Below are 26025 nucleotides of genomic sequence, written 5' to 3'. Positions count from 1 at the left end.
CAGCTACCGGCCCTCGCCTGAGCGCCGGACCCTCACCTCAACGACCAGGAAGGAGCCCAGCCCCGGGCCCGTGGAACCCGGCGCCCCCGCAGCGACATGCGACGGCCCGCCCCAACCGCGCAGGGGATATAACGGGCAAGACCGCGGACTCGATGAACGTCAACAAGCCCCTGACGAATCGAGGCTAAGCCCTGTAGCGTAAGATCAGTAACCCGACTCCGCACAACTTGGGGCAGTCTGAGGTCTCTTCCGAACCCGGGGGCGATTCAACTTTCGCGTGGTTGGAATCAAAAGCAACCATGTGTTCCGGGTAAGGCTTATGCAAGGGCTCTCCCCGGCGCGGATGGCAGGGCACTTGTCAGCAGGACGGGTGGTATTTACTGGGGGCCGTGGGCACACCCGGATCAGTCGTACTCCCGGTTGACTAACGGACGGGGCGAAGAGGCGCGACTGTGAAACTTGCGTCTGGAGCCGTGGCGACCATACCTGCCCCGAGTGTGGAATTGCCGCGCGAGGCATTGGACAGGAGCAACGAGATGCTGGTGAGAAAAATGGGACCCCAGGACTGGACACCCGAGCGTGTCACAGCGTTCTGGGATTATTGGCACCAGCAAGACAATGCGTGCTCATCGTACTTCTCAGAGCAAGTGGGCCGGGGCGTGGTCGCGTACCTTCGTAAATGCGGAGTGCTGCGTGGTGATGTCCTTGACTACGGTTGCGGGAATGGCGCGTTGTCCGCTCAACTCGTCCGGGAGGGAGTCGAATGCTGGGGCTGTGATGGATCAGCCGCTTCGATAAAGGTAACGAACGACACCCTGGCTGGGAAACACGGCTGGCAAGGAGCCGGATTGGTGAACGATCCGCGAGCGCCTCACCGGACTCGCCAGTTCGATCTCGTGACCTGCCTCGAGACTATCGAACATGTCACTGAGCAGGAAGAAGGCAAACTCTTCGCCGATCTATGGCAGACGACCAAGCCTGGCGGCATAGCTTTCTTCACCACGCCCAACGAGGAAGACCTCACCAGTGCCGACGTAAACGTTTACTGCCCCTTCTGTGGCGCTTCATATCACAGGATGCAGCACGTTCGCCGCTTCGACGCCGACAGCCTTGCCGTTACCATCGAGAAATATGGCTTCAGGGTGAGTAGGGTTGAAGCCGTGAACTTCAGCCGTCACCAGATACCGGCATGGCCGGGGATCTGGAATGTCAATGCCCGCTATTTCGCGGGAATGGTAGCGGGTGCGCGGTTCGGTCCTGGCCGCATTCTGTATCGCCGACTGGGTGGACGCAAGCCGCATCTTTGCGCATTCGCCATCAAGGAATGATGCGATCGCGAGTTATGGTATCCGGCGGTTCTTGGGGTTGTGCGCAGCTTATGCTCAGCCGCTCATTTTCGGATTTGGCAAAACGATTGACCGCGCCGAGCCGCCGGTCGCTCCACCGGTGGCCGATGCCATTTAGAGAGCGATTGATCACGATCCTTTCTGTACGGAATAAGCATCGGCTGACCAACTCGATTCGTCAGCGGCATCCGTGTCTCGTGTGGCCCCTTGTTCCTGAAAAGCCGCTGGTCTGCCGAGGAATTTCGAGGCGAGGACGTGTACGAATGCGGTAACAGTGCCGAACACTTCAGCGAAGTCCTATGCGGGTCGGGAGTAGGCGTTACATCTCTTGATCTTTCGGGTGCCGTGCTCGCCGACGCCGTCTCGAACCGTCATTCTCACAGCTTGTGGCTCATCCAGGCACGTCTCTATGGTTCGCCGGTCGAGCCGGCTACCCGAGCTGCTTTATGCCCTTGTCGGCAGAGCCATGGCGCTTTTGCTGTCGACCGGCATGGTGCGTTAGGGCGGCTGCCAGTGGCGGGACCATATCGCATTACGTGATTCCTCTCGGAAACAAATCGATACATGGGTCTCACGATTCGCCAACAGTCCGTGATAGACACTCTCGATTGACTCTCACCGCACTACGAGTTGCCGATGCCGCCTCGGTACCTGGTGCCACGAGGAGGAATCTGCGGTTTTTGCGAGTTCTCAATCGGATGTCACGTGGGATGTAATAGTGCCATCTGACAAGATCGCGCCAAGGTCAGGGAAGTATAATATATGGAATATATTATTGTCGTTTGTGTTCTCTTTGCTCTAGTGATTCTCGTATATGCAAGCGTAACCAAGGATGCGGCATGGCGGGTGCTGTTTGTGCTGCTGGCAGCTCTAGCTGTCAGACTGGCCATCCATACCCTATTGATGCGAAGTATGGGTGTCGGGTATGGTGGCGATAACCTTACATACGAGAATGCGGCAATAGAAATAGCCGAGAAGTGGAAACAACAAAATTTTCATTTCGTTACATCCGACCTCGCTCATCTGAAGTCGGTTGCGCTGCCGTGCAACCTTTTTGCGGTGATTATTTATTTGAGTGACGGGAGGGCCTCGCTCGCCTGTACCGCAGTGGTAGCACTTATAGCTTGTTCGTTGTGTATGATAATATATAGATTCGCGCAGCTTCTTGGCGCCGATGAGCGTTCAGCTTTTAGGCTGCTGATCATCACGGCGTTTGCGCCAGCATTTTTGGTGCACACGTCTGACACATTTAAAGATGGCTTTAACGCATTCCTGGTCGTTTCTTGTATTGCTCTAGCCTGCTCAAATATGAAACGCTTTGACGTGCGCAAGTTGCTCCTTCTTGTGCCGCTCCTATGGGCGCTTTGGTATGTGCGCCCATACATGGTTTTCATGTGTGTGCCGCCCCTGATCATAAGCTTGTTGCGCTCTAGAGGGGCAGTGTCTATGTATGTTACCTCTGCCTTTCTTGCGATGTCGATCTTCATAGTTAGCGCGCTGGCGGGCGTTGAGGTCGATATATTTGATACAATACAAGACCAGTTGAAGTATGGGCAGTCTGAACAGACCATCCAGGCCCTAGCGGGCGGTGGCTCGGGGGTGACGTTCGAAGGGGAAATCCCCTGGAGCAACCTGGGGCTAAAGCTTCTTTACACGCTTCTTTCTCCATTTCCGTGGATGGATGGCAGCGTTTTTCTGCAGCTCGGAAAGATCGAAGCTCTTATCTGTTACTACCTGCTTTATAGTGCTACACGTGGGATGCGCATACTCTGGCATTGTGATCGCAATATGCTTTTGATCCTGCTGTTTTTCATCGTGCCGAGCCTGATCGCCTATGCTACCACAATAGCCAACATCGGACTTATCGTTCGCCAGCGTATGCCAATCGTCATGGTCTGCAGCCTGCTGGCTGCAGTTGCGTGGTCCAAGGCCTCACGAGACAACCATGGGGCCGCAAGCTACATTCCGGAGAAGCCGTCCCGATCCGTTTCGTGTGATGGCAAGGTAACAAGGGGCCGTGATCGTTCGTCCCGGGAACGGTGTCTCACCCGAAAATCCAACCTATGACCTGCGTTCCGCAGCGGTGTCTGAAGAGAGCACATGAACACGTGGTCTGAGCTGGAGAAACGTGTGGGCGCATGCTGATGCGTTGTGTCACTAGTCAGAGCATCACGAAGCCATGGTGTTGTGGTCGATGGTCATTCTCATGGGGCGGCGCCTCTCCCGATCCAGCTCGCACCAGTCGCCTTAACGATCGGTTTGTTCACGGGCACCAAGTGGTGCACGTCTTTCTCTTTGAGGGTTACCTTCTCGCTGCTCCTGCCGCCTTGATGGCCCGAGATGCGGTCATTGTTGCAGAACGCCGGGGGTTGAGCAAACAGACAGGAAAGCTGCGGCGTGTGCACGTGCTGGAGAAGGCGACGACCTGCATGATCGAACACGTTGTGGCCAATGCGGCGGTCGTCGCCGAGGATTCGCGGATGGTCAAGGGCATGCCAACAAACAAGATAAGCACGGCGGGTGTCGAGGGCTCGACACGACGTTTGTGGTAAATCAGCATTTCAATCTCTATCACGGACTCTTGGATGATCGATGTGTGGGATAGCCGGAATGGCCTCGATGGTGCACGCGGACCTCGAACTCGTTCGCCGCATGTGTAAGGTGCTAGTCCACCGGGGACCTGACGACGACGGTTTTTACAGCGACCAACATGCGGCACTCGGTATGCGCCGACTAGCCATCATCGATGTGGCAACAGGTGCACAACCCGTCTACAGCGAAGACAATCGGATCGTGGGTGTCTTCAACGGAGAAATATACAATTTTGACGAACTACGCAACGCCTTGCTCGCCAAAGGGCACCACCTCCGCACCGCCGGAGACTCTGAATGTCTCGTGCACCTTTACGAGGAGTTTGGTGTAGATCTAGCTGAGCGGCTCCGCGGAATGTTCGCCTTCGCAATCTGGGACCGAGAGCGCCAACGCCTGGTTCTAGCCCGAGATCGCGTGGGCAAGAAACCGCTCTATTGGCGCTCCGACCACTCCTCGATCTGGTTCGGGTCTGAGTTGAAGGCTCTCGCGCAGGATGCGGACATGAGACGCGAGATCGACCCGGTCGCTCTGGATCAGTATCTGACCTACCAATACATTCCTGCCCCATGGTCCATTTACCGGAATGTGTACAAACTTCCTCCCGCTCACGTGCTCGTCTGGGAACGCGGTGAGGTCACGGTGAACCGCTACTGGGAGCTGGACCGCAGACAGCGGTCCGTGCGGGACCAGCGGGCGGAGGAACAGCAGCTGCGCGAGCTGCTCCTCGACGCGACTCGGGTCCGCATGGTGAGTGAGCGCCCCATCGGCGCATTCCTATCAGGGGGGATCGACTCCTCCGCTGTTGTGGCGGCCATGGCCATGCAGAGCAGCGCCCCGATAAAGACATTCTGCATCGGCTTCGAGAACAGTCGATACGACGAACGCCACAAAGCGCGAATGGTTGCTGAGCGGTATTCCACCGATCACCATGAGTTGGTCGTGACCACCAATCTGCTCGATATCTTGCCCCGCATGGCGTGGCATTTCGATGAACCGTTCGCCGATTCCTCCGCGATTCCTAGCTTCTATGTGGCTCAGCTGAGTCGACAGCATGTCACGGTCGCGCTCAACGGAGACGGCGGAGACGAGTCCTTCGGTGGCTATGAGCGCTACGCGCTGATGAACCAAGCCCGCAGGATTCCTGTTATACCGCGCAGACTGGCGACGGTGTTCAATCGCAGTGGAGTGCTCATGAGCGAGCGGAGCGCTTCCGGTTCCTTGCTGCGCAAGCTAGGCCGACTGATGACCTTTGTCGCTGCACCTCCATCGGAACGATACGCCCGGCTGATGTCCTATTTTACGCCGGAACAGAGAGCCGCGATCTACAGCGACTCCCTCCGTGACCTATTGGCTGGGGTGGACAGCTATCATTTGTTTGAGGAGCTCTTTCGAAAGTCCTCAGCAAGAACAGATCTCGCCCGAGTCTTGGATATCGATACTCTCACGTATCTTCCGGGTGATCTACTAGTCAAAGTCGATATAACGACAATGGCTAACTCATTGGAGGCCCGCTCGCCCTTCCTGGACCATTACCTGATGGAATGGGCGGCTACGATTCCCAGCTCCCTCCATGTTTGTAATGGACAGACGAAACTACTGCTCAAACGGGCAGTGGCGCCGTGGCTACCTCAACAACTGCTGCGCTACCCCAAGCAGGGCTTTGGCGTGCCGCTTGCTGCCTGGCTGCGCTGTGAGCTGCGAGATCTGGTCTATGACATGCTCACGGATGACACGGCTCGCAGCAGAGGCCTGTTCCGGCCATCTGCGGTCCGGGCATTGCTCCAGCGGCACATGCGCGGGGATGATCATAGTGTTCGGATATGGGCGTTGCTGCAGTTCGAGCTTTGGCACCGAGCGCATGCGGTGTCCAGCAACGCCATCTTCTGATGACCGATATTGCGACTTGAGGTGCCCCGCGTCCTCCGGACAGCTTCGTGATGATCACTTCACGATGCGAGCTGCCGGCTCAGTACTCGTTGTGGGCCTCAAGTGGAGTCCGGACCTATTTGCGGAATGAAGCCTGCGCCGACTGTAGAAGGAACCTTTTCCAACCTCCCCGACGGGTGCCCTGGTCACAGCGTGATCGCGATGCCGGTGTTCAGCCGGTGACATGAAGAAGCTCCTGGTAGACGGGTTGATCACCACAACCCACACCGTCGCAACCAGGAGCTTCCGGTGCTGTTTTATCGTGCCGCCGTCGATTTGTCGCATCAGACTCTGAACTACGTCGCCGGGGTGATCCGGCGCCACCGTAAGTCGATGAGGTGTATCCATTCAGGCCTGTGATTAATCAGGCGGTTTGTGGCGGCATCCAGGGATTCCCGGCGAGCGCGTCGCGGAGGGCGTCGAGGGGATGGATGCCGTGGTTGCGGGCGGTGCCGAGGTAGGAGCGGATGAGGCAGTAGCGGGCGGCGGTGCGCACGCTGCGCCAGCAGCCGCCGATCTTCATGTGGAGTTTGACCATGCGCTGTGGCTGCTCGCAGGGGTTGTTGGTGAAGGGCACGGCGAAGTCGACGGTGAAGCGCCAGACCTGCGCGGCGCGGGTCTGCAGCCGTCGTGCCAGGGTGTAGCCGGGATGTCGGCCTCTGGGCCAGTCGCGGTGGGTGTTGGTGGCGATGCCCCAGGCCACCGCCTCGTCATAGCGGGTGCGCAGCCCGTTGAGAACCTCTGCCTCAACGGCGGTGGCGCCTTCGGCGCGGGCCTTGGCGACCGCGGCCTTGGCGTCGGTCAGTGCGCTCATGACCGGCTCGGTCCAGCAGCGCTGCACGCGGCTGCCGTCGGGATCCAGTTCTCCGATGCCGCGCAACGATCTGAGCAGATGCGCGCAACACAGCTGTACTCCGGCCAGGTGTTTGTCGTACTTGGCGTAGCCGGCGTAGTCGTCGCGGACCAGCGTGCCCCGATAGCCGGGCAAGATCCCGAACCCATCGAGGGCGTCATGACCGCGGTTGTCGGCGGCGCCGAACCAGACCAGCCGACCGGCGCGGGCGGTGTAGACATACAGCAGCTGATCGTCGGCGGCGACGCGGGCCGGAGTCTCGTCGTGATGCAGCACCGGGGCGGCACGCAACCGCTCCTTGAGCGCGGTCTCGAAGCTGGCCAGCCGCGAGGCGACGCGCTTGACCAGGCCGCCGGTGAACCCGGTGGAAACGGGCGCGTCCAGCAGCACGCCCATCAGGTCGGCGGCCCGGCTGATGCTCATATGCCCGGCGCACGCCAGCAACGCGGTCGCGGCGCGGGCGTTCGGGCCGTAACAGCACGGCCCGGCCAGCCCCGCCGGGGTGGCCGCCCGGGTCGTCCGGCGACAGGCCGGGCACGCGACCTGGACCATCCGGTACTCGGTGACCTGGAGCTTCACCGGCGGAGTGTCGAACACCTGCACCCGCGCACCAACCTTGCCCTCCAGGTCGGCCAGCGTGTGGCCACACCCGGCACAGTGGGGCGGGCAGACTATGGTGACCTGGTCTGGGGTGGTCCGCCAGGCCAGGGCGTGGCCGTCATGCCCCGGCTGTCCACCGCGCGGACGGGGCGAGCGCTTCTTGGGCTTCTTGGCGCGCTTGGCCCGCGCCGCCGGACCGTCCGAACCCGGCGGCATCGAGGAGTTCGACGAATCCATCCCCACCCGCCGCTTCAGCTGCTCGATCTCGGCCAGCAGCGCCGCGATCACCGCGTCCCGCTCGGCTAACGCGGCCAGCAACTCCTCACGGCTGAGGGCATCGGGGTCACCAGTGGAGGACACCCTCTCAAACTACGAACACAGCCCCGCAACACCCCGACTCATCCGGAAACCGGCGCGTCTACCCCAAACCCGGCACGATCAACGACGGGCCTGAATGGATACCTTCAGCCCTGTCGGAGTGCCGACTGCCATATTGGTGCGAGCCCACTCGAACTGCGTCTTCAGTCCGCTTCGCAAATCGACGATTGGCCGATACCCGATCTTTGCCTTGGCCAGGGAAACGTCGGCATGAGTATCCCGCACATCACCAGCTTGCTCTTGCCCGAACTCAAGGAGAACTGGCTGCCCAGCGATCTCACCGATCATGTCGGCCACATCAAGGACCGGCGTGGTGAGACCAGTTCCGATGTTCACCACCTCAGCCTCGACGTCAGCATTCATGGCCATCACGTTGGCTCGGACGGCATCCTGGATGAAAGTGAAGTCGCGACGCTGCCGCCCATCACCGAGAATTGTGATCGGCATCCCGGTCAACGCCGCAGTGATCAGTCGACTGATCAGCATGTCGTCGCGCTGACGGGGGCCATATACGGTGAAATAGCGAAGGGCCACAACCGTTGTTCGGGAATTCGATCGCCACGCGTGAGCGAGTGCCAACTGCTCCGCGGCGAGCTTTGTTACGCCATAGGGAGATAGTGGGCAAGGCAACTCTTTCTCGCCAACTGGTCCGCTGGACGCGCCGCCATAGACGCTGGAAGAAGACGACACAACAACACGCCGGACACCCGACCGGACAGCCGCCTCCATCAGAAGATGGGTTGCCAGGATGTTGTTGCTCATGTAGCTAGCAAAGTCCTTACCCCAGGAGCCGCGGACACCGGGCCGTGCGGCCAAATGAAACACAGTGTCGGCCCCTTGAAGCCATGCCTCCAAGGAAATTTCCGTGAGATCGCCACGTACCAGCGTGAAACGCTCGTTATTCTGATTCGGCTTCAGATTTCTTTCCGCGACAGCCTTGGAATGGCCCGAGCAGTCATCGATTCCCACGACACAATAACGGAGATCGAGCAGTTCTTGCGCAAGGTGGGAGCCGATAAATCCCGCGGCTCCAGTCACTACTACTCGTCGTTCTGGCGCCGCCGCGCCGATATTGTTATTTGCATTGGCTTCCACGAGGTTCATGGAGCAACGTCCCTCTATTCGAATTCTTCTATAATTCAAGACATGATACGTGAGCTCTGAGCTTGTATCGAGCATGAAATCTAGCGTGCCGCAACATACGTATGGGAAACGCTAGAGCTGACGCCGCCAGCAATTGCATGATACTGCCAGTCTCGCCTTATCGACGCATCATTCGCTTTCCCGGAACATTGATGACCCTCTGCGAAATTCCCGGGTCGGAGGGCTTTATAGTACGTGGTTGATCACGCTATGTCACGGACCGTGACGGCGTGTTGACGTACGGCGCTAGCGGGTGACGAGCAGGGCCAAAGCGTTCTCATGTTGTGAAACCGAGTAGCTGAAGACCTTCGGCGGGGTGGCTGCGGTAGTGGTCGGTGGCGGCGGCGATGTTGGCCCAGCCGAATAGGGCCTGTACGGAGTTGAGATCACGAGGTTGCGGATTCTCCTGCACGGTAGCCTCCGACCCTGGTAAGCCATCGCCATGGCGCGTGGCGATCTCACCGACGACGAGTGGTCCTTAATCGAGCCTCACCTGCCTTTGGGTGAGCGGGGCCCGATCCCGGATCTGCGGCGGCAGTTCAACGCGGTGATGTGGCGGTTTCGCACCGGCAGCCCGTGGCGGGATCTGCCCGAGGAGTACGGGCTGTGGTCCACCGTCTACGACAGGTTCCGGTCGTGGGCGATGACGGGTGTTTTCCAGCGCCTGATGGAGTCCGTGATAGCTGAGGCCTCTGCCCGCGGGCGCGGACCTGGGTCTGGTCAGCGTGGACTCCATCACGGCCCGTGCCCACCACCACGCCGCTGGGATGGCCCTCGATCTCGAGCTTGTGGAGGTGTTGGAGAAGGCCGCTGAGGAGGAATAGGGGCTGCGTCAAGACGCTGCTGGCTAACTCGTCTCAGGCCGCGAGGGCGAGTTCTGCGAGTTCGAGGCGGGCGAGGTGGCCGGTGCGGGTCCGGTCGATCGGGTGCCCGTTCCACCAGGCGTCCAGGCGGTGGGTTGAGCGCCACGGTGGAGAAGACGTGTTCGAAGTGGACCTTCGCCAGTCCCCGGTAGCGGGCCCGGCGAACACCGGTGACCGTGACGGCCTGGCGTATGGTGCCTTCGACTCCGGCGCGGAGCTTGTATTTGTCCTGCCAGTCCTTGCTGGTCTGATCGACACGGGCCTGGTCAGGGGCTTGTTGAAGGGGGGCGGATGGTGAGCTGGCGTCCGCCCTTCTTGGCCGAGGTGCACAAGGAGCGAACCGGACACGGCCGGCAGATCTCGCCGCTGAACTTGACTACGATCGCCTCGGTGTCGCGCTGGTGCAGGGTGCCGGCGAGCTTGGCCAGCAGCGGGTCCAGAACCCTCTCCTCCATGCCGTGGGCGACCACCCGAGTCCGGAACTCACTCAGCACACTCGCATCGAAACCGGGATCATCCAACGCCAGCCCCAAGGCATACTTCCAGCTCAAGTCCGCTCGCACGGTCTCGGCGGCCTGCCGGCCGGTAAGACCCTCCACCCACTGCAACACGGTGATTAACGCCAGCCGGCCCGGTGACCAGCCCGGCCTGGCCTTGCTCCCAAACGCTTCGGCGAACTCGGCGTCGCCGAACAGTTCGCCCAGTTCGTCCCGGACCCTGACGGGTAGTGGCGGCTGCCGCTTGCTGTGATACATCGACCGGATCGCCGCCGCGATCACCGGGTCCAGTTCCGTACGCGAGCGAGCCGGTGCTCGCCGCTACACCGCCGCCTATAAGGCCCGGATCCTGGAGGAGTACGACCGGCTGGACAAGGCCGGCAAGGGCGCGTTGATGCGCCGGGAAGGCCTGTACTCCTCACTGATCTCCAGTTGGCGGACCGCGCGGGACCATGGCGCCGCCGAGGCGCTGGCCCGCCCGGCCGGCCGGCCGAAGGCCGACCCGCGGGACAAGAAGATCGACGCGCTGCAGGCGGAGGTCGAGCGGCTACGCGCCGAGCTCGGCAAGACCCGCCAGGTGATCGAGGTGCAGGGAAAGCTCTTCGCGTTGCTGGATCAGCTCGCCACCAGCAGCGAGACCCCGCCGGATCGGGGCGAGCAGTGACCGGGGTCATCCAGAGGGCCCAGGCTGAGGCAATCACCGAACTGGCCCCGCTGCTCGGGCGTCGCAACGCATGCGCGGCGGTCGGGGTATCGCAGGCCACCTGGTATCGCAAGAACCGCCAGAGCCCCGCCCCGGTCCGGCCCGTCACGCCCCGAAAGCCGCACCCGTCCGCACTGTCGCAGGCCGAGCGCGACCACGTCCGCGCAGTGCTGAACGAGCGGTTCGCCGACGCCTCCCCGGCGACGGCGTACTTCTCCCTGCTGGATGAGGGCCTCTACCTGGCCTCGGAATCAACGATGTACCGGATCCTGCGCCGGCACGACGAGGTCGGCCGGATCGGCGCCGTCAGGCCACCCACCCGCCCAAGACCATCCCCGGTATCCATTCACGCCTGTGAGTGATCAGGCGTTTGTGGTGGCATCCAGGGGTTTCCGGCCAGAGCATCGCGGAGGGCATCGAGTGGGTGGATGCCGTGGTTGCGGGCGGTGCCGAGGTAGGAGCGGATCAGGCAGTAGCGGGCGGCGGTGCGCACGCTGCGCCAGCAGCCGCCTATCTTCATCTGCAGTTTGACCATGCGCTGTGGCTGTTCGGCGGGGTTGTTGGTGAAGGGCACGGCGAAGTCGACGGTGAAGCGCCAGACCTGCGTGACCCGGGTCTGCAGCCGTCGTGCCAGGGGGTAGCCGGGATGTCGGCCGTGGGGCCAGTCGCGGTGGGCGTTGGTGGCGATGCCCCAGGCCACCGCCTCGTCATAGCGGGTGCGCAGCCCGTCCAGAGCCTCCGCCTCCACGGTGGTGGCCCCCTCGGCGCGGGCCTTGGCGACTGCGGCCTTGGCGTCGGTCAGTGCGCTCATGACCGGCTCGGTCCAGCAGCGCTGTACCCGGCTGCCGTCGGCATCCAACTCGCCGAGCCCGCGCAATGACCTGAGCAGATGCGCGCAACACAGCTGCACTCCGGCCAGGTCTTTGTCGTACTTGGCGTAGCCGGCATAGTCGTCGCGGACCAGGGTGCCGCGGTAGCCGGGCAGAATGCCGAATCCGTCCAGGGCGTCATGGCCGCGGTTGTCGGCGGCGCCGAACCAGACCAGCCGGCCGGCGCGGGCGGTGTAGACATACAGCAGCCGATCTGCGTCGTCGGCAGCGACGCGGGCGGGGGTCTCGTCGTGGTGCAGCACCGGCGCAGCCCGCAACGCCTTCTTCAGCGCGGTCTCGAAGTCGGTCAGATGGCCGGCGACGCGCTTGACCAGCCCGCCGGTGAACCCGGTGGAGACCGGGGTGTCCAGCAGCACGCCCATCAGGTCGGCTGCCCGCTCGATGCTCATATGCCCTGCGCACGCCAGTAACGCGGTCGCGGCGCGCACGTTCGGGCCGTAACAGCAGGGCCCGGCCAGATGCGCCGGGGTGGCCGCCCGGGTCGTCGCCCGGCAGGCCGGGCAGGTCACCTTGACCATCCGGTACTCGGTGACCTGGAGCTTCACCGGCGGAGTGTCGAACATCTGCACCCGCGCGACGACCTTCCCCGCCAGATCAGCCAGCGTGGAGCCGCACCCGGCGCATGCGTCGGGGGCGATGATGGTGATCTGGTCCGGTACGCTCCGCCAGGCCAGCGCATGCCCCTCGTGCCCGGCTTGCCCACCGCGCGGCCGGGGCGAGCGCTTCTTCGGTTTCTTGGCGCGTTTGGCCCGAGACGCCGGACCGTCCGAACCCGGCGGCATCGAGGAGTTGGACGAATCCATCCCCGCACGCCGCTTCAGCTGCTCGACCTCAGCCAGCAACGCCCTGATCACGGCATCCCGCTCCGCGACCGCGGCCCGCAGCTCGTCCAGAGCAGCCAACAGCTCCTCACGGCTGAGCTCCTGGGGGCCGGGCACGAGCTCAAACTACGACGACCCATCCCAAGATCCCTGCATTCAGCAGAAACCGGCGCGTCTACCCCAAACCAGACCCCAGCTCAACGGCAGGCGTGAATGGATACCATCCCCGAGCTGTTCGCCGATGCCCCCAACCGCGTGTGGGCCTGGGACATCACCAAGCTCCGCGGCCCGGACAAGGGCGTCTGGTACTCGCTCTACACCATCATCGACATCTACAGCCGCTACGTCGTCGGCTGGATGATCGCCCCCCGTGAGTCCGCCGACCTGGCCAAAACACCTCATCGGCCAGACCACGCGCAAACATCACATCGACGAAGGCACCCTCACCCTGCACGCCGACCGCGGCAGCTCGATGAAGTCCAAGACCGTCGCCGAACTCCTCATCGACCTGGGCGTGGCCAAGTCCCACTCCCGGCCCAAGACCTCCAACGACAACCCACACGTCGAGGCCAGCTACAAGACCCTCAAGTACTGCCCGGACTTCCCCGGCCGGTTCGGCTCGATCCAGGACGCCCGCGCCTTCTGCCAGAGCTTCTACACCTGGTACAACCACCAGCACTATCACTCCGGGATCGGCTACCACCATCCCGTCGACGTGCACTACGGCCGCGCCGCCGCCATCCGCGACCGACGTGCCGCCGTCCTGGCCATCGCCCAAGCCACGCACCCCGAACGGTTCGCCAGCGGCGGGACTCCCACCCCACCCGCCCTGCCCGACCCCGCCTGGATCAACAAGCCCAAGACCGAAACACAGAACGAGGACGCCACAGAGAAGTCGACACAGAATTAGCCCAGCTCAACTGCCTTGATCAAATTGACAGGTACCGGAGGCACTGTTCTCTGCCAGCCTGCTGAACCAGGCCATCAGGATGTAGGGTCGGGAGCTGGCGCGGTGACGTCTCCTGGCGGTAGGGCTCTCGGGGCCTGTCTTCCGCCGGTCACCCGGTCGGCTGTGCCGTCCCCGATGACCATGACCAGGTTCGTGGCTCCGTTTCCAGCTCCCGCCGCATCGAACCGTGCATGCGGTTCTCCCGCACCCGGCTCACCGATGCCGTTCACCGGCGGCATTCGGCCTTACCCCGCCAGGGCTTGCCCGCCCTGGGTACGACAGTGATCCCATACAAGCTGCCCAGTCCGAAGTCCGGCGGGCGGGAGTTGAGCAGCACCTGCCAGCCGAACGCCATGCTGCGGCGGTGACGTCGGCGCATGAACTGCGCCAGCCGCCACTGCGCATAGCGTCTGATCTTGCTGAGGCGCCGGGCCGAATGTCCGTCCACGTCTGTTTCCGGCCTTCGGCAACTCCTCCCGACAGGCTCGGGACGCCACCAGCGGCGTCCAAGAAATCCCAGTTCATCCGAACTATTTCGCTGAGATCTAACCCGCTCATAGGTTTCTGCACTATGGATGTGCTGCGGCGATGTAGGCGAGGGCGGGATCGCGGAAGAAACTCTGGACGAGTGCGGGCATCTTCTGCAGGCGCCGCAGCGCGGAGAGCATGAGCGCTTTCATCTGCTGGATGCCGTCGACGGCGGCGCGGCCCACATGGTCATGCTTCACGTTCTTCCAGACCCACTCGTCGGGGTTGAGTTCGGGCGAGTAGGCAGGTAGGAAGAACAGTTTCAGCATCCCCTCGCTGTCGTCGGCGAACTTCTTCAGGCGCTTGGCTCGGTGGACGCGACTGTTGTCCAGGATGAGGTACACCGGGCGCCCATCACTGTCTGACATCAGTCGTTTACAGAATGCTTCGAAGTCGGCAGCCTTGAGGCTCTCATCGAACAACTGAAACCGGAGCGCGCCTTGCCGGCTGACGGCCGACACCATGAACGCCGACCTTTTGGCCCCCGTGTGCGCCACGACAGGGGTCTGCCCGACCGGCGCCCATGTCGTCCCGGAGTGGTAGTGGGTGCCGACGGCCGCCTCATCAGCGAAGTAGATGATCGCGTCGGCTTCCTTCGCCTCCTCGACGATCTTCGGGTATTCCTCGGCCTTCCACCGGGCAACCAATTCGGGATTTTGCTGGTAGGCCTTGTACAGCGGTTTCTGTGGCGACATCCCGAGGTTCCGTAGCACGCGCCCGACGCTCGCGACGCTCAGCCTGACTCCAAAGCGCCGCCAGATCAGTTCCTGGACCATCTTGCGGGTCCACAGCGCCAGCCCGAAGCTCAACTGGCGCGGATCGCAGCCCACCAGCAGCGCATACAGGCTGGACATCTGCTCGAAGGTGAGTTTGGAGTCTGGCCCGCGGGTCTTCTTCGTCCTCAAGCCGTCTTCGCCGTGCTCGCGGTAATCCCGTTGCCAGGCGAACAGCGACCGCCGGGACAGATTCAGAATCCGAGCGACATCATCGGGAGACTCGCCTTGCTCCAAGAGGCGAACGGCGTGCAGCCGTTCATCGAAAGTGGCCCGCCGACCATTCAACGCCATGTAATCATAATCTCACGGAACGCTATTCCGGGGTGCAGAAACCTATAATCTCCTTAGATCACCTCAATGTCAGGAGCACGCTGATAAATCGTCACTCTTCGATGAGGAGCGATGCGTTTTCGAGTGGCTATGGCTGGCTGGTCGTCCAGGTGTCCAAAAACATCAGACGTGTTGCCGATCAAATGATCAGCTCGGCAAGGCGAAGACGTACTCGTTGCAGCCCAGGCCGCCGCGGCAGGTCTTGAGAAAGCTCAGTTCGTAGCCTCTTTCCCGGAGAAGATTGAAGACCTCTTCGGGCGTCGCGTACTCGAACGGGAAACCGCCGATCCAGTCCACGAGGTCATGCCGGGACGACATCCCGCGGGGGCGGACGGTTCGGACAACCGGTTGGCCGCACATTCGCTTCGCGGTGACCGCCGCGATTCGGCGGGTGTTGAAGTACAGACCACCGGCCAGGACGAGTGCGCGCCGTCCAAGTGGTCCGGATCGCACATAGCGCCGTTTCACCCGCCACCACAGCTGGCTGGCCAGGCCCTGGTCGTTGTAGATCGAGATGAACAGCGATCCCCCGGGAGCGACCAGTGTGGACGTGGCGATGATTGCGTGTCGCATGGCGCCTGTGTGGTGCAGGACCCCCCACGAATACACAATGTCGTGCACTCCCAGCCCCGCTACGTAGGCCTTATCGAGGATCGACCCCTGATCGATTTTCCAGTCGCTGTCCGGTGCGAATCTACGCCGCAACTCCATGGCCGCGGCGACCGAATTCGGATCGTAGTCAAAGGAACGTACCTTGGCACCAAGCAGGTGCGCGGCCAGAGAGAACAGCCCACTTCCGCATCCGACGTCGAGGAACGAGCGGCCAGTGAGGTCATCGAGCCGGAGTGCTTCAGTCAGCGACCTCTTCGCTATCTCGACGCGTGATTCGTTCACCACGTTGAGATAGTCCTGCCAGTTGGCGCCGAACGCGAAGCGATCCTCGTTCAGCTCAGAATTATTCTTTGTCATTCTTTGGTTCCTATCTGCATGTTGCTGTGGCGAGGAGGTATTCGGAGTGATGAAATGGAGGAGTGGCGTGAACTCATCCACGAGGTGATGGAGCATGGGGAACCGATTAGGTGCTGACCTGCATCAACGACTAAGAGATCGGCGGAGAAGCATAAAAGGGCTCATTCTTGATATTCCTACACCTGTGATAGGTGCACCTGCTGCCATTGAACATGGCGGCGACTTCTGCATGCAGGGCCCTTAGGTGTGCCGGTAAGAGATCTATAGGCCCGCGTGTCTCGGTTTTCGACAAGATCTGACAAGCGTCACTATGTCGTGGCGAGATGGAGAAAACCGACACTCTATTTGCGTATACATTCATGTCCTCCTCCCTGTGGCGCGTGCCGACACCTATGCCGGCGCACCGGCGCGTCGCAGGCTCGCGCTGGTCGAAGCTGGGGATCCGATGTGTCGATGGCATGCGCACATGACAGCCGGACATGGCGTTGCGGCCCCGTAGTCCGACCTTTGCCACGGTGAGGAGGTGCTTGTTGGTGAGAATCTTCGGTTGGACCATGACGCCTTTGGAAGGTGAGATTGTGCTCATCGTTGAGTCCTGGACGGGGTAGTTGCTATCACTTCGACGAGTTTCCGGGGGCTGCGCGGGCGATGCGATTGCTGCTGCAAGAAGACCCAGCCCCTGTGAGCATTTCTAAGAGAGCAGGTAGACGGAAAGGCGATGTGAGCGGTATTAACGGGGGGAAGCGGAAGCTAAAGATGAACAGGCAGGCCAGGAAGTCGACGCAGTAATGAGGTGGTCGGAGCGGATGGGGATCTACCGCAACATGTGCGACAACGAAGAGCGTGCGCGAAACTGCCATCCAGAGCGCGGAACTCGAGCTCCCGCTCAGGACTGCCCCCCGGTTGACCGACGGGTATCACGAGGAGTGCCGCCCGGAAGTCCGCTGCGCCGATTGATCGGCCGCCGGTCACGTTACGAATACCTGTTACCATCTTGCCCAAAGTGCACCAATTTATGAAGAAGTATCACATTGGAGAATCGTGTAGCGATAGCACCAATGCTGTGCTGGTCTATGCGTGACATCATGAGTCATCGCTGGCTCATGGGCCGTATCGACGAAGCGTAGTCAAGAATGGAGATTTTGTCCTGCATCGCAACGCTCGAAGTCCCTGTGCGTCACATCTGGTCGTATCCATTCATCCTTCAAGGGATGGGCTCGACCGAGCTGTGGTGAAATGGGTTATTTTTGATTGATACCCGTTTCTTCTTGTTTGTGGTCGGGGCGCCGCGGTGCCGGCTTAGGCCGTCTTGAAGGGCATAGAAGACCGGGAGTGGGCAGCTCGCGAGCGGTCGCGACCTCGATGATGATCTTTCTCGGTGTCGCGACGGCAAGGCAATAAGGGCGCCTTGAGACTTCCGATCGCCCTGGCAGTTCGATTTCGCGGTGAAGATGCCGGCGATGAGCAGCAGCGAGCAGAGTGCAAGCATATGGCTGGGGCAGGCTCAGCCCGTTGAGACAGGTTAGGCCATCAGGGCCGACGATATCGGTGCAGCTCGCGATGCTGGGCTTGGCTGGCGGCTCATAGGCCTCGTCTTGTAGTTGGTCCGTATTCGCACCGATATGAACCGAAATGATCGGTAGCGGGCGAGTTGGCGGAGTCGGCGGACCGGCTCGGTGTATTTTCACTCTTCGGACAGGCGGCCCATCCATGGAGTGTCTTGGAGCAGCTGAGGCGGAAGGGATCTATGGGCCATGTGCAGGTAGGGAATGAGGAAACATTTCGCCGCTATAGCGACGTCATGAGTGGAGTGACACGAACGCCGGGTTAGCTTCTCAAGCGTTGATCAGGACAGTTGCTGAGGAGCCCGCATGAAACCGGACAGCCGGATCCGTGTCATGGAGATCATCGCGCGGCTGAACGTAGGCGGCCCCGCCACCCAGGTAATGGGACTGTGTGAGCGTCTGAACCAGGCCGAGTTCGACCATCGGCTCTACACGGGGAATGTAGACACCGATGAAGGGGATCACCTCGACCTGAAAGCTTCGACGGTTCGAGTTCGCCGAGTGGCGGGTCTGGGCCGCGCGGTCAAGCCCTTGGATGACTACCGCGCTCTCAGCGGGTTGATAGCCGCCATACGTGAGTTCCGGCCGCACGTTGTCCACACGCGGACGGCCAAGGCTGGCGCTCTCGGGCGAGTGGCGTCGTCCCTATCCGGTGTCGGCGCTGCCCGGGTACATGTGTTCCACGGGCACCTTCTCCATGGTTATTTCTCGCCGCTGAAGCGTGCTCTCTACGTGCGATCAGAGCGGTTCCTCGCTTCCAGGTCCGATCGGCTGGTGACCGTTGGATCGCGGGTTCGCGACGATCTCCTCGAGGCAGGGATCGGTCGTCCCGAGCAGTATGTGGTGATCAGACCGGGCGTTCAGATCGGTCCCGTCCCCGACCGCACGACAGCTCGTCTCGCTCTGGGTCTGCCGCCAGACGCGCCGGTCGTCGCCTATGTGGGGCGGCTGACTCGCATCAAGCGGCCTGACCGATTTGTCGCGACGGCCAGAGCTGTACTCCATCGGGTGCCTGACTGTCATTTCGTGATCTGCGGTGGGGGGGAACTCCAGGAGCAGGTTGAGCGGAGCGTCGAATCCGTGCGGCAGTCCTTCCATCTGCTCGGCTGGAGAAACGACGTGGAGTGCGTCTACGCCGCCGCCGACGTGGTGTTGCTGACCTCCGACAACGAGGGTACGCCGCTCACCCTCATCGAGGCGGGAATGACCGGTACGCCGAGCGTCTCCACGCGGGTGGGAAGCGTCGCGGAGATCGTCAAGGACGGCGAGACCGGCCTGTTGGCCTCGAATGACGCAGACGAGCTGGCCGAACAGACAGTGAGGCTGCTCACCGATCCCACGCTCGCCCGTCGGATGGGTGAGGCTGCCCGTCACTGGACGAATGCCTCCTTCTCGGTGGAACGCCTCGTCGCGGATACCGAAGCCCTTTATCGATCGCTGGTCCAGGAGCGCGGAATCGACACGTCGCCGCCCGAGCACGAAGGAGTGAGCAGATGAGAGTGCTGGTAACCGGCGGTGCAGGCTTCATCGGCGCGAACCTGTGCCGCGCGCTTGCGGCGCGGCAGGAAGTCGAGAAGATCACCGTCCTGGACGACCTGAGCAGTGGAGACCTCGCCAACCTCGACGGCGTCGAGGTGGATTTCGTGAAGGGCAGCATCCTGGAGGAGGCTCCCCTGAACGAGCTCGCGGCCGACGCCGGCGCGGTGGTTCACCTGGCCGCCCGGCCCTCGGTGCCGCGATCGCTGGCAGATCCCATGGCCTCGCACACCGTGAACGCCACGGGCACCCTCAACGTGCTCCAGGCATGCCGTCCGACGAAGCCTCACCTGGTCCTCGCGTCGTCATCCTCCGTCTACGGCGACTGCCAGGAGACGTACAAGCATGAGGATCTACCTCCCCGGCCACTCAGTCCTTATGGCGCGAGCAAGCTCGCGACTGAGGCTTATGCGCTGGCGTTCGCTGAGAGCTTCGGCCTGCCCGTCCTGACCTTCAGGTTCTTCAACGTGTACGGCCCGTTGCAGCCGGCGGACCACGCCTACGCCGCCGTCGTCCCGACGTTCGTGTCGATGGCGCTGCGCGGCCGGCCGGTGCCCATCTACGGCGACGGAAACCAGGCGCGGGACTTTACTTTTGTGGGGTCGGTCGCAGAGGTGGTCGTCGACGCGATCATTCGCCAGGTCACCCATACCAAACCGGTGAATCTCGCCTTCGGCACCCGTGTGACCCTGCGGCACCTCAAGGACGCCCTGAGCGAGGTGCTCGGCCGACTGATCGACGCGACCTTCCTGCCTCCCCGGATCGGCGACATCCGGGAATCACAGGCATCGCCCATTCTGCTGCGTCAGCTGTTCCCGTCAGTGCGTCCGGTGGAACTCGACGAAGGACTTCGCATGACGGTGGCCTGGTTCGAGAACGCCGCCCTGTCCAGCCCGGGTGCCCCTGCCTGCTCGCCACTTCCCCCCGGAAATTACACCTCTCCACATATGTGACCCAAGGGGAATTCTGTGAGCAAGGCAGCAAAGATTACCTACCTGATAACAGGCGGCAGCGGATTCGTCGGGTCGCATCTGGCTGATGCGTTGCTCGCCCGCGGTGACTCAGTCGTGGTGCTGGACAACCTGTCGACCGGGCGGCTGAACAACCTCCGGCCGCATCCCAACCTCGGCTTCGTGCACGGATCCGTCCTGGACGAGCTCATGGTCGATGAGCTCACCCGCCAGTGCGACGTCGTGGTCCATCTCGCGGCGGCGGTCGGCGTCAAGCTGATCGTCGAACAGCCGCTGCGGTGCCTGACGACCAATATCCGCGGGTCGGAGATCGTCATCGAGGCCGCGTATCGTCACCGGAAAAAGGTCCTGATCACCAGCACCAGCGAGATCTACGGCAAGAACTCCTCAGGACCGCTGCGGGAGGACGCGGACCGCATTCTCGGCAGCCCGTCCGTCGTGAGGTGGGCCTACAGTACGGCGAAGGCCGTTGACGAGATCCTGGCCAATGCCTACTACCGGGAGCGGGGCCTTCCGACGATCGTGGTGAGACTGTTCAACACCGTGGGACCGCGGCAGAGCCCGGCCTACGGCATGGTCATCCCTCGCCTGGTACGGCAGGCGGTAAACGGCGAACCCCTCACGGTCTTCGGTGATGGGCGGCAGACCCGTTGCTTCGCGCACGTCACGGACGTCGTCGATGCGTTGCTCATGCTCCTGGACCGCGAGGCGGCAGTGGGGCAGACCTTCAACATCGGCTCGGACAAGGAGGTGAGCATCCTGGAATTGGCGAAGCTCATCATCCAGCACGCAGGGTCCACGTCCGAGATCGAACTCATCCCCTATCACGAGGCGTACATACAGGGCTTCGAGGACATGACGCGCAGGGTGCCCGACACCACCAAGCTTCGCGAGCTCACCGGCTGGGTTCCACGGCGCACTCTGGACGAGATCCTCATCGAGGTCGTCAAGGAGGCGCGCAAAGACCTTCCGGCGTCCGTCCGATGAACGCCACGACGGCCTGGGCCGTAGGCCTGGCCGCTTTTCTGATCAGCTTCGTGGCCGTCGTGCCGCTGAAGCGCTGGGCGCTGCGCTGGGGCCTGACCGATCACCCCAGCGCGAACAAAGCGCACGCGCGCCCGACCCCTTATCTCGGTGGCATCGCGATAATGCTGGGCGCGCTCGTCCCCGCTATCACGGCAATCGGCTTCACAGATCGGCGGATCATCGCCGTGCTGTGGGCCGCTGGGGTGATGGCCTTGGTCGGCCTGATCGATGACGTCAGGCCGTTGCAGCCCTTCACCAAACTGACCGCGGGGACCGTGGCGGCAAGTGGAGTCGTTTCCTCTGAAGTCCACATCACCCTGTTCGGCGGATGGCTGGACGGTGTTCTCACGGTGCTGTGGATCGTCGTGGTCGCCAACTCCTTCAACCTGCTGGACAACATGGACGGTGCGCTGGGAGCCGTCTCCACCGTCACCGCGGCATTCCTCGCGGTCACGGCCTTCGTGTCGGGCGAGCCGTCGCTGGCGGTGCTGCTGCTCGCACTCGCCTGCGCCAGCCTCGGCTTCCTGCCGCACAACTGGGCGCCCGCGAAGATATTCATGGGCGACTCCGGATCTCTGTTCACGGGATTCGTGCTCGCCGGGTCCTCCGTCCTGCTGGTGTCGGGAAAAGACCCGGACACCATGGTCGCCGGGCTCCTCCTCCCGACCTTCGTGGCGACCGTCGACACAGGCGTCGTGTTCTTCTCGCGGCTGCGGGTGGGGCGCTCTCCTCTGCTGGGCGGCACCGACCACGTGTCCCACCGGTTGCGCCGGATGGGGCTCCGCGCCCGAGCGGTAGCTGTGGTGCTCGGCCTGACAGCGGCCGTGGCCGGTGCCTGTGGCCTGGCGATGGCTCTGGGATGGATATCGCCACCGATCACGGCGATGGTCGCGAGTGGAGCTGTCATCCTCCTCATCAATTTGCTACAGGGTGTAAGCGTGTACGCGCCGATTGAGCACCCCATGCCCGGAATCCCTGAAAGGCGGGGTTGATCCAATGGATCCGGTGTATTTCCTGAGGCTCTTGTGTCGTAACTGGATGTTTATCCTCATCTCGCTGGTCATTGGAGTGACATCAGCGGTCTTGGTTGCCGTAAACACACCGCCGAAATATTCCGCGATGATCACTATGATGCCCAAGGGCGCCAAGGCCAACTCTCCCGGCTTGTATCAGCCAATCTCTCTACAGCAGGTGAAGTCCTATGCCAACCTGCTGTCCAGTCGACGCCTGATCGAACAGATCGTAGACACGGAGGCCGAGATTGGCGCTCTTCAGCAGAACATTACAGCGCAAGTCCTACCGGATAGCCTGCTCGTACAGGCGACAGTCACCGATGGCGACGCCGCCCGTGCCAAGCACCTCGCCGATGTCCTTGGCCTCAGGTTTACAGAAATGGTTGAAGAAATGGAGCGACAGACCCCCAGTAGCCCTTCCGGCGTAACTGTACTGGTGGTTGACCGGCCGGGGATGCCCACTCAACCGATCAGCCCCAGGCCGCCGGTGAATGTCGCGTTCGGAGCGTTGATCGCACTGTTCGTCAGCATTGGATCAGTTTTCCTTCGTGATCGCTTGGATACCACTATCAAGAGCTCCGATTTGCTCCAGCAGTTGTCTCAGAGGTACACGCTTGGAATCATCCCTTACGAGAAGGATGCACGGCGTCGCCCTCTGATCGCCCGTGACATGGGCAGCTCGTTGAGGTCTGAGGCGTATCACTCGTTGCGTGCGAATTTGCAGTTCATCGATATCGACCGGCCACCAAAGGCGCTTGTGGTCACCAGTTGTCTCTCGAGCGAGGGGAGGTCCTCGACCGCATCCAATCTTGCGATTGCCCTCGCGCAGGATGGACGACGGGTGATTTTGATCGATGGTGACCTTCGCCATACGCGAGTCCCGGACTTCTTCGGCATCGAGGGCGCAGTGGGTCTGACGGATGTGCTCATTGGCAAGGCGCAGCTAGGCGACGCGATACAACGGTGGGGGGAGCTTGACCTGCACATACTGCCGAGTGGTCAGATACCGCCTAATCCGAGCGAACTACTTGGTTCCCATAGCATGGGGCGGGTGCTCAAGGAACTTATGAAGAGCTACGACATGGTGATCATCGATGCGCCGCCGCTGCTGAACGACACCGGCGCGGCAACGCTCTCGGCCGCTTGCGATGGCGCGATCCTCGTCGTGCGGTACGGTAAGACCCGGCAGGAGCACGTCACCCGTGCCAAGGAACTGCTGTCATCGGTTGAGGCCCGCGTGGTGGGGACTGTCCTGAACGCCGTGCCGGCCAGAGCCTGTCGCCACGACTACGGCTACAGTGATGTGGCGGAACCCAAGACAGAGGTCAGGGTGCCGGTGTCCGGATGAGCAACGGGGATGTCGGACTGGTCCACCGGGACCAGCCCGCGGTCAGCACGAGGCCGGCCACCGGCTTGGGGTGAGTCGACGGGAAGCGAAGCGTCCCGGGGATTGTCGCCGAGACGGCTCAGCTCTGTCGTGCGCTCGATCATCTGCTTGCCCGGCCTCGCGTCCGTGTCTGCGCTGGCCACAAGATATGGCTGGGCCGCAAGCAACTTGGCCCAGCCGTATTCCGCGGAAGATCGGCAGTGCACTCGGCGCGCCCGTCCTTGCCTCCTATTGCACGTCCGGGTTGGACGGCTGCGCTGGGCAGCCCGTGCGATCCTCGGTGATGCGGGTGTGCTGGGGACGGACCAGTGGCTGCACGGGAACCATCGGTGGCGTGGCCGAGTAAGGCTCCAGAAGGTCGAACTCCAGCGTCCTTGATTGTGTGGGGGCGAACTCCAGCAGGGCGTTGTGGACAGGATGGGATCGTTCCGTCTGCCTCGTCAGACGAGCTGACTTGCCGTCGATCCGCAGGGCTTCCGTCTTTGCACCGACTCCGGCGTAAAATGACACCCACAGCAGGTTGGATCCCGGGGCGCGGTAACCTTTGGGATGATCGAGCCGGTCGATGACGTACTTGGGCAGGTTCACTCCCTGCGGCACGTTGTTGGTGAGCTGGATCCGCACTTTGGCGGCACGCATCCCGTCGCTACGGCATGGCCCCAGCTCGTAGCTGAGCGAGCGGTCCAGATAGTAGTCGAGCTTGGTGCCGGCGGAGTTGATGATCATGAGCCCGGCGAACGGCCCCGGCTTTTTGGGTAGTACGCCGCTGAGCGGGGTTGCCGCCAAGCGTCGCTGTTCGGACTTACTGCGACTCCAGACCTGAATCCTCCGCTCGTCCACCATTTGTGACAGGGCGGATACCAGGGCAAGGGGGTCCGGGTGGGACTGGGTTATGGCTTTGCTAACGGTGCTGGCGATCGCAAGGAGAAATTCCTTGCGCTTCAGCGGATCTGGGTATCGTGCATATGCTTCCTGCTCGGTGAGGTCGACCACGTTGTCAGCGGTCACCTTCTCGCCGCTGGGCAGGGTGACGGGTCCGATCACCTTTAGCAGGTAGGAGAGGGCGACCGGATCGGTCGCGATCGCGCCGTCCAGTTGCTCGCCGATCTCATGTTTCCACAGCGCCGCCCAAGTCTTCGCGGCGTACGGGAAATGGGGGGAGAGATTGGAATTGGCCATCAGGGAGACCGCGCTGGGACCGTAACGCTCAAGGAAGGCGGGGCCGTGATCGGCCACCACGACCTTTCCGCCTATCAGGCCGGCGTTGGAAGAGAGCCGCTCGATGTTGAGATGGCCACGGTCGGCTTTCAGGATGCCGAACGCGCCGACCAGCCCTCCAGTTCCTCGCGCCTCGGCGTTGGTCTGGAACGCCAGGAAGTACCGGCGCGGCCCGTGGTAGCCCAGCATCTCTGGCAGCAAAGCAGCGGTCTCGCGCACCATGGGGTCGTTGGCCACATCCAGCCAGCCCTGCAGCTTGTCCAGTTCGCTCAGCGCTGTGGCACGGGCCTGGTTCAGCGCGTCGAGGCCGGTGTTGGCCGGGGTGGCGGCGAGGCCGGATCGGATCTGCTCGATGCGGCCGGCGGCGTCGCGCAGCACCGGGGTCGCCGATTCGAGGCTGGCTGGGAGCGTGTCGACGTTGTCGAGGGAGAGACCCTTCACTGAGATCAGCTTCGTCACGACGCGGTGGACGTCCGTCAGCACGCCGGTCAGATCGGCGGCAGCGACGGCGAGTCCATGGACGGTCGCCGCGCCCTCTTCCATCGGTGGGATGCGACCGATCAACGACCAGTCTTGACCGCTGGTGATCTGCCGTGCTTCTTCGGCATGGCGCTGCGCGTCGGCGAGAGCTCCGGCCGCCCCTGACCTATCGCTCGCACGCAGCCGCGTCAGTGCGTCCTCGGCCGCCTCCAGGTGACCCCGCACGCTCAAGCCAAGGTACGCCGTCCAGCCCACGGCCAGCGTGAGGCCTGCCGCGGGGCAGACCAGGCCCATGACCACGAGCCGACGTTTCCTATTTTTCACTGGTAGATCAGCTCCTACTTCGCACCGGCGGTTTCGCGACGCCGCGTGGCGATCGCTGTGCCGGAGGTTCCGGCGAGCAGCAGGCCCGCACTTGTCGCGGTCGTGGACGCCGCAGGTACCCCGTTCATCGGTCGTTCACGTACGACTTGTGGACGCTGTGCTCGTGTTCGTCACCGTCGTGGCGAAGGCGGACGTGGACGTCTTCCGTTGAGTGGCTCCTCTGCTGCCGCCTCGACGTCTGTTTCGCGTCCCTGTCCTTGTGCTGGAACTGGGTCGCCCGCTCTTGTGATGGGTGCGGCGGGTATGGCCTGCCGTACGTGGCCGTCGCCGACCCGATGCTT

The 26025-nt window shown here is 62.3% G+C and carries 19 protein-coding genes and 3 pseudogenes; 13 read left to right on the top strand and 9 right to left on the bottom strand.

Annotated features, from left to right (window positions below; genetic code table 11):
- The first annotated feature begins 536 nt into the window (after positions 1–536).
- From Q9G87_RS52540 to asnB, 4 genes are all read left to right on the top strand, one after another.
- The gene (locus Q9G87_RS52540; RefSeq protein WP_371825971.1) at positions 537–1328 is read left to right on the top strand and encodes a class I SAM-dependent methyltransferase; all 792 of its coding nucleotides are present in this window, start codon (positions 537–539) and stop codon (positions 1326–1328) included.
- Positions 1329–2108: 780 nt separating this feature from the next.
- Entirely contained in the window at positions 2109–3413 is a 1305-nt protein-coding gene (locus tag Q9G87_RS52535; protein WP_305924219.1) for a hypothetical protein, read from the top strand.
- Between the two features lie 209 nt (positions 3414–3622).
- Positions 3623–3898, top strand: a complete 276-nt coding sequence (locus tag Q9G87_RS52530; RefSeq protein WP_305924218.1) for a hypothetical protein — start codon at positions 3623–3625, stop codon at positions 3896–3898.
- A gap of 40 nt (positions 3899–3938) precedes the next feature.
- The gene (asnB, locus tag Q9G87_RS52525) at positions 3939–5825 is read left to right on the top strand and encodes an asparagine synthase (glutamine-hydrolyzing) (RefSeq protein WP_305924217.1); all 1887 of its coding nucleotides are present in this window, start codon (positions 3939–3941) and stop codon (positions 5823–5825) included.
- Positions 5826–6228: 403 nt separating this feature from the next.
- Here the strand turns inward: asnB and tnpC (Q9G87_RS52520) are convergent, their stop codons facing one another.
- Both tnpC (Q9G87_RS52520) and Q9G87_RS52515 read right to left on the bottom strand, forming a co-directional pair.
- Entirely contained in the window at positions 6229–7677 is a 1449-nt protein-coding gene (gene tnpC / locus Q9G87_RS52520) for an IS66 family transposase (RefSeq protein ID WP_305924216.1), read from the bottom strand.
- Positions 7678–7755: 78 nt separating this feature from the next.
- Positions 7756–8799 carry an NAD-dependent epimerase/dehydratase family protein gene (locus Q9G87_RS52515; RefSeq protein ID WP_305924215.1) on the bottom strand — a complete coding sequence of 348 codons (1044 nt, stop codon included), beginning with the start codon at positions 8797–8799 and terminating at the stop codon, positions 7756–7758.
- Between the two features lie 481 nt (positions 8800–9280).
- Between Q9G87_RS52515 and Q9G87_RS61115 the strand changes: the two genes are divergently transcribed.
- Positions 9281–9652 (top strand): transposase, encoded by a 372-nt coding sequence (locus Q9G87_RS61115; RefSeq protein ID WP_371825969.1) that lies wholly within the window; start codon positions 9281–9283, stop codon positions 9650–9652.
- Here the strand turns inward: Q9G87_RS61115 and Q9G87_RS61110 are convergent.
- A pseudogene (locus tag Q9G87_RS61110) lies at positions 9574–9924 on the bottom strand (transposase); the annotation flags it as partial. The gene Q9G87_RS61115 and the pseudogene Q9G87_RS61110 overlap by 79 nt on opposite strands.
- A 202-nt stretch (positions 9925–10126) precedes the next feature.
- Positions 10127–10429, bottom strand: a pseudogene (locus Q9G87_RS52505) (transposase); the annotation flags it as partial.
- Positions 10430–10592: 163 nt separating this feature from the next.
- Here Q9G87_RS52505 and Q9G87_RS52500 point away from each other — a divergent pair.
- Both Q9G87_RS52500 and Q9G87_RS52495 read left to right on the top strand, forming a co-directional pair.
- Complete coding sequence (locus tag Q9G87_RS52500; RefSeq protein WP_138720372.1) at positions 10593–10862, top strand: transposase; 270 nt, start codon at positions 10593–10595, stop codon at positions 10860–10862.
- Positions 10859–11263 carry a hypothetical protein gene (locus Q9G87_RS52495; RefSeq protein WP_305924214.1) on the top strand — a complete coding sequence of 135 codons (405 nt, stop codon included), beginning with the start codon at positions 10859–10861 and terminating at the stop codon, positions 11261–11263. The genes Q9G87_RS52500 and Q9G87_RS52495 overlap by 4 nt, the downstream gene beginning before the upstream one ends.
- Here the strand turns inward: Q9G87_RS52495 and tnpC (Q9G87_RS52490) are convergent.
- On the bottom strand, positions 11248–12729 hold the full coding sequence (gene tnpC / locus Q9G87_RS52490; protein ID WP_305924213.1) for an IS66 family transposase: 1482 nt from the start codon (positions 12727–12729) through the stop codon (positions 11248–11250). The genes Q9G87_RS52495 and tnpC (Q9G87_RS52490) overlap by 16 nt on opposite strands.
- 108 nt (positions 12730–12837) lie before the next feature.
- Between tnpC (Q9G87_RS52490) and Q9G87_RS52485 the strand changes: the two are divergent.
- Positions 12838–13522 (top strand): annotated as a pseudogene (locus Q9G87_RS52485) (transposase); the annotation flags it as partial.
- 265 nt (positions 13523–13787) lie between these two features.
- On the opposite strand, the gene Q9G87_RS52480 reads toward Q9G87_RS52485, so the two are convergent.
- The 3 genes from Q9G87_RS52480 to Q9G87_RS52470 all read right to left on the bottom strand — a co-directional run bounded on the left by Q9G87_RS52480 (position 13788) and on the right by Q9G87_RS52470 (position 16164).
- Complete coding sequence (locus Q9G87_RS52480; RefSeq protein WP_305924212.1) at positions 13788–14009, bottom strand: hypothetical protein; 222 nt, start codon at positions 14007–14009, stop codon at positions 13788–13790.
- A gap of 121 nt (positions 14010–14130) precedes the next feature.
- Complete coding sequence (locus Q9G87_RS52475) at positions 14131–15156, bottom strand: IS630 family transposase (protein WP_305924211.1); 1026 nt, start codon at positions 15154–15156, stop codon at positions 14131–14133.
- 186 nt (positions 15157–15342) lie between these two features.
- Positions 15343–16164: a class I SAM-dependent methyltransferase gene (locus Q9G87_RS52470; RefSeq protein ID WP_305924210.1), complete on the bottom strand. Its 822-nt coding sequence runs from the start codon at positions 16162–16164 to the stop codon at positions 15343–15345.
- 1871 nt (positions 16165–18035) lie between these two features.
- Here Q9G87_RS52470 and Q9G87_RS52465 point away from each other — a divergent pair.
- From Q9G87_RS52465 to Q9G87_RS52445, 5 genes are read left to right on the top strand one after another with little or no spacing between them, the layout of a single operon-like run.
- Complete coding sequence (locus tag Q9G87_RS52465; protein WP_305924209.1) at positions 18036–19226, top strand: glycosyltransferase family 4 protein; 1191 nt, start codon at positions 18036–18038, stop codon at positions 19224–19226.
- Positions 19223–20218: an NAD-dependent epimerase/dehydratase family protein gene (locus tag Q9G87_RS52460; RefSeq protein WP_305924208.1), complete on the top strand. Its 996-nt coding sequence runs from the start codon at positions 19223–19225 to the stop codon at positions 20216–20218. The genes Q9G87_RS52465 and Q9G87_RS52460 overlap by 4 nt, the downstream gene beginning before the upstream one ends.
- Positions 20219–20233: 15 nt before the next feature.
- Complete coding sequence (locus tag Q9G87_RS52455) at positions 20234–21223, top strand: NAD-dependent epimerase/dehydratase family protein (protein ID WP_305924207.1); 990 nt, start codon at positions 20234–20236, stop codon at positions 21221–21223.
- The gene (locus tag Q9G87_RS52450) at positions 21220–22254 is read left to right on the top strand and encodes a glycosyltransferase family 4 protein (RefSeq protein ID WP_305924206.1); all 1035 of its coding nucleotides are present in this window, start codon (positions 21220–21222) and stop codon (positions 22252–22254) included. Before Q9G87_RS52455 ends, Q9G87_RS52450 begins: the two co-directional genes overlap by 4 nt.
- A 4-nt stretch (positions 22255–22258) precedes the next feature.
- Positions 22259–23623, top strand: a complete 1365-nt coding sequence (locus Q9G87_RS52445) for a polysaccharide biosynthesis tyrosine autokinase (protein ID WP_305924205.1) — start codon at positions 22259–22261, stop codon at positions 23621–23623.
- A 267-nt stretch (positions 23624–23890) separates the two neighbouring features.
- Here the strand turns inward: Q9G87_RS52445 and Q9G87_RS52440 are convergent, their stop codons facing one another.
- Positions 23891–25654 (bottom strand): DUF4012 domain-containing protein, encoded by a 1764-nt coding sequence (locus Q9G87_RS52440; protein WP_305924223.1) that lies wholly within the window; start codon positions 25652–25654, stop codon positions 23891–23893.
- Between the last annotated feature and the right edge of the window lie 371 nt (positions 25655–26025).

It is taken from the genome of Nonomuraea turcica (assembly GCF_030718205.1).
GTDB lineage: Bacteria > Actinomycetota > Actinomycetes > Streptosporangiales > Streptosporangiaceae > Nonomuraea.
The sequence above is the reverse complement of the archived record's forward strand: the minus strand, read 5'-3'. Positions and strand labels throughout refer to the sequence as shown.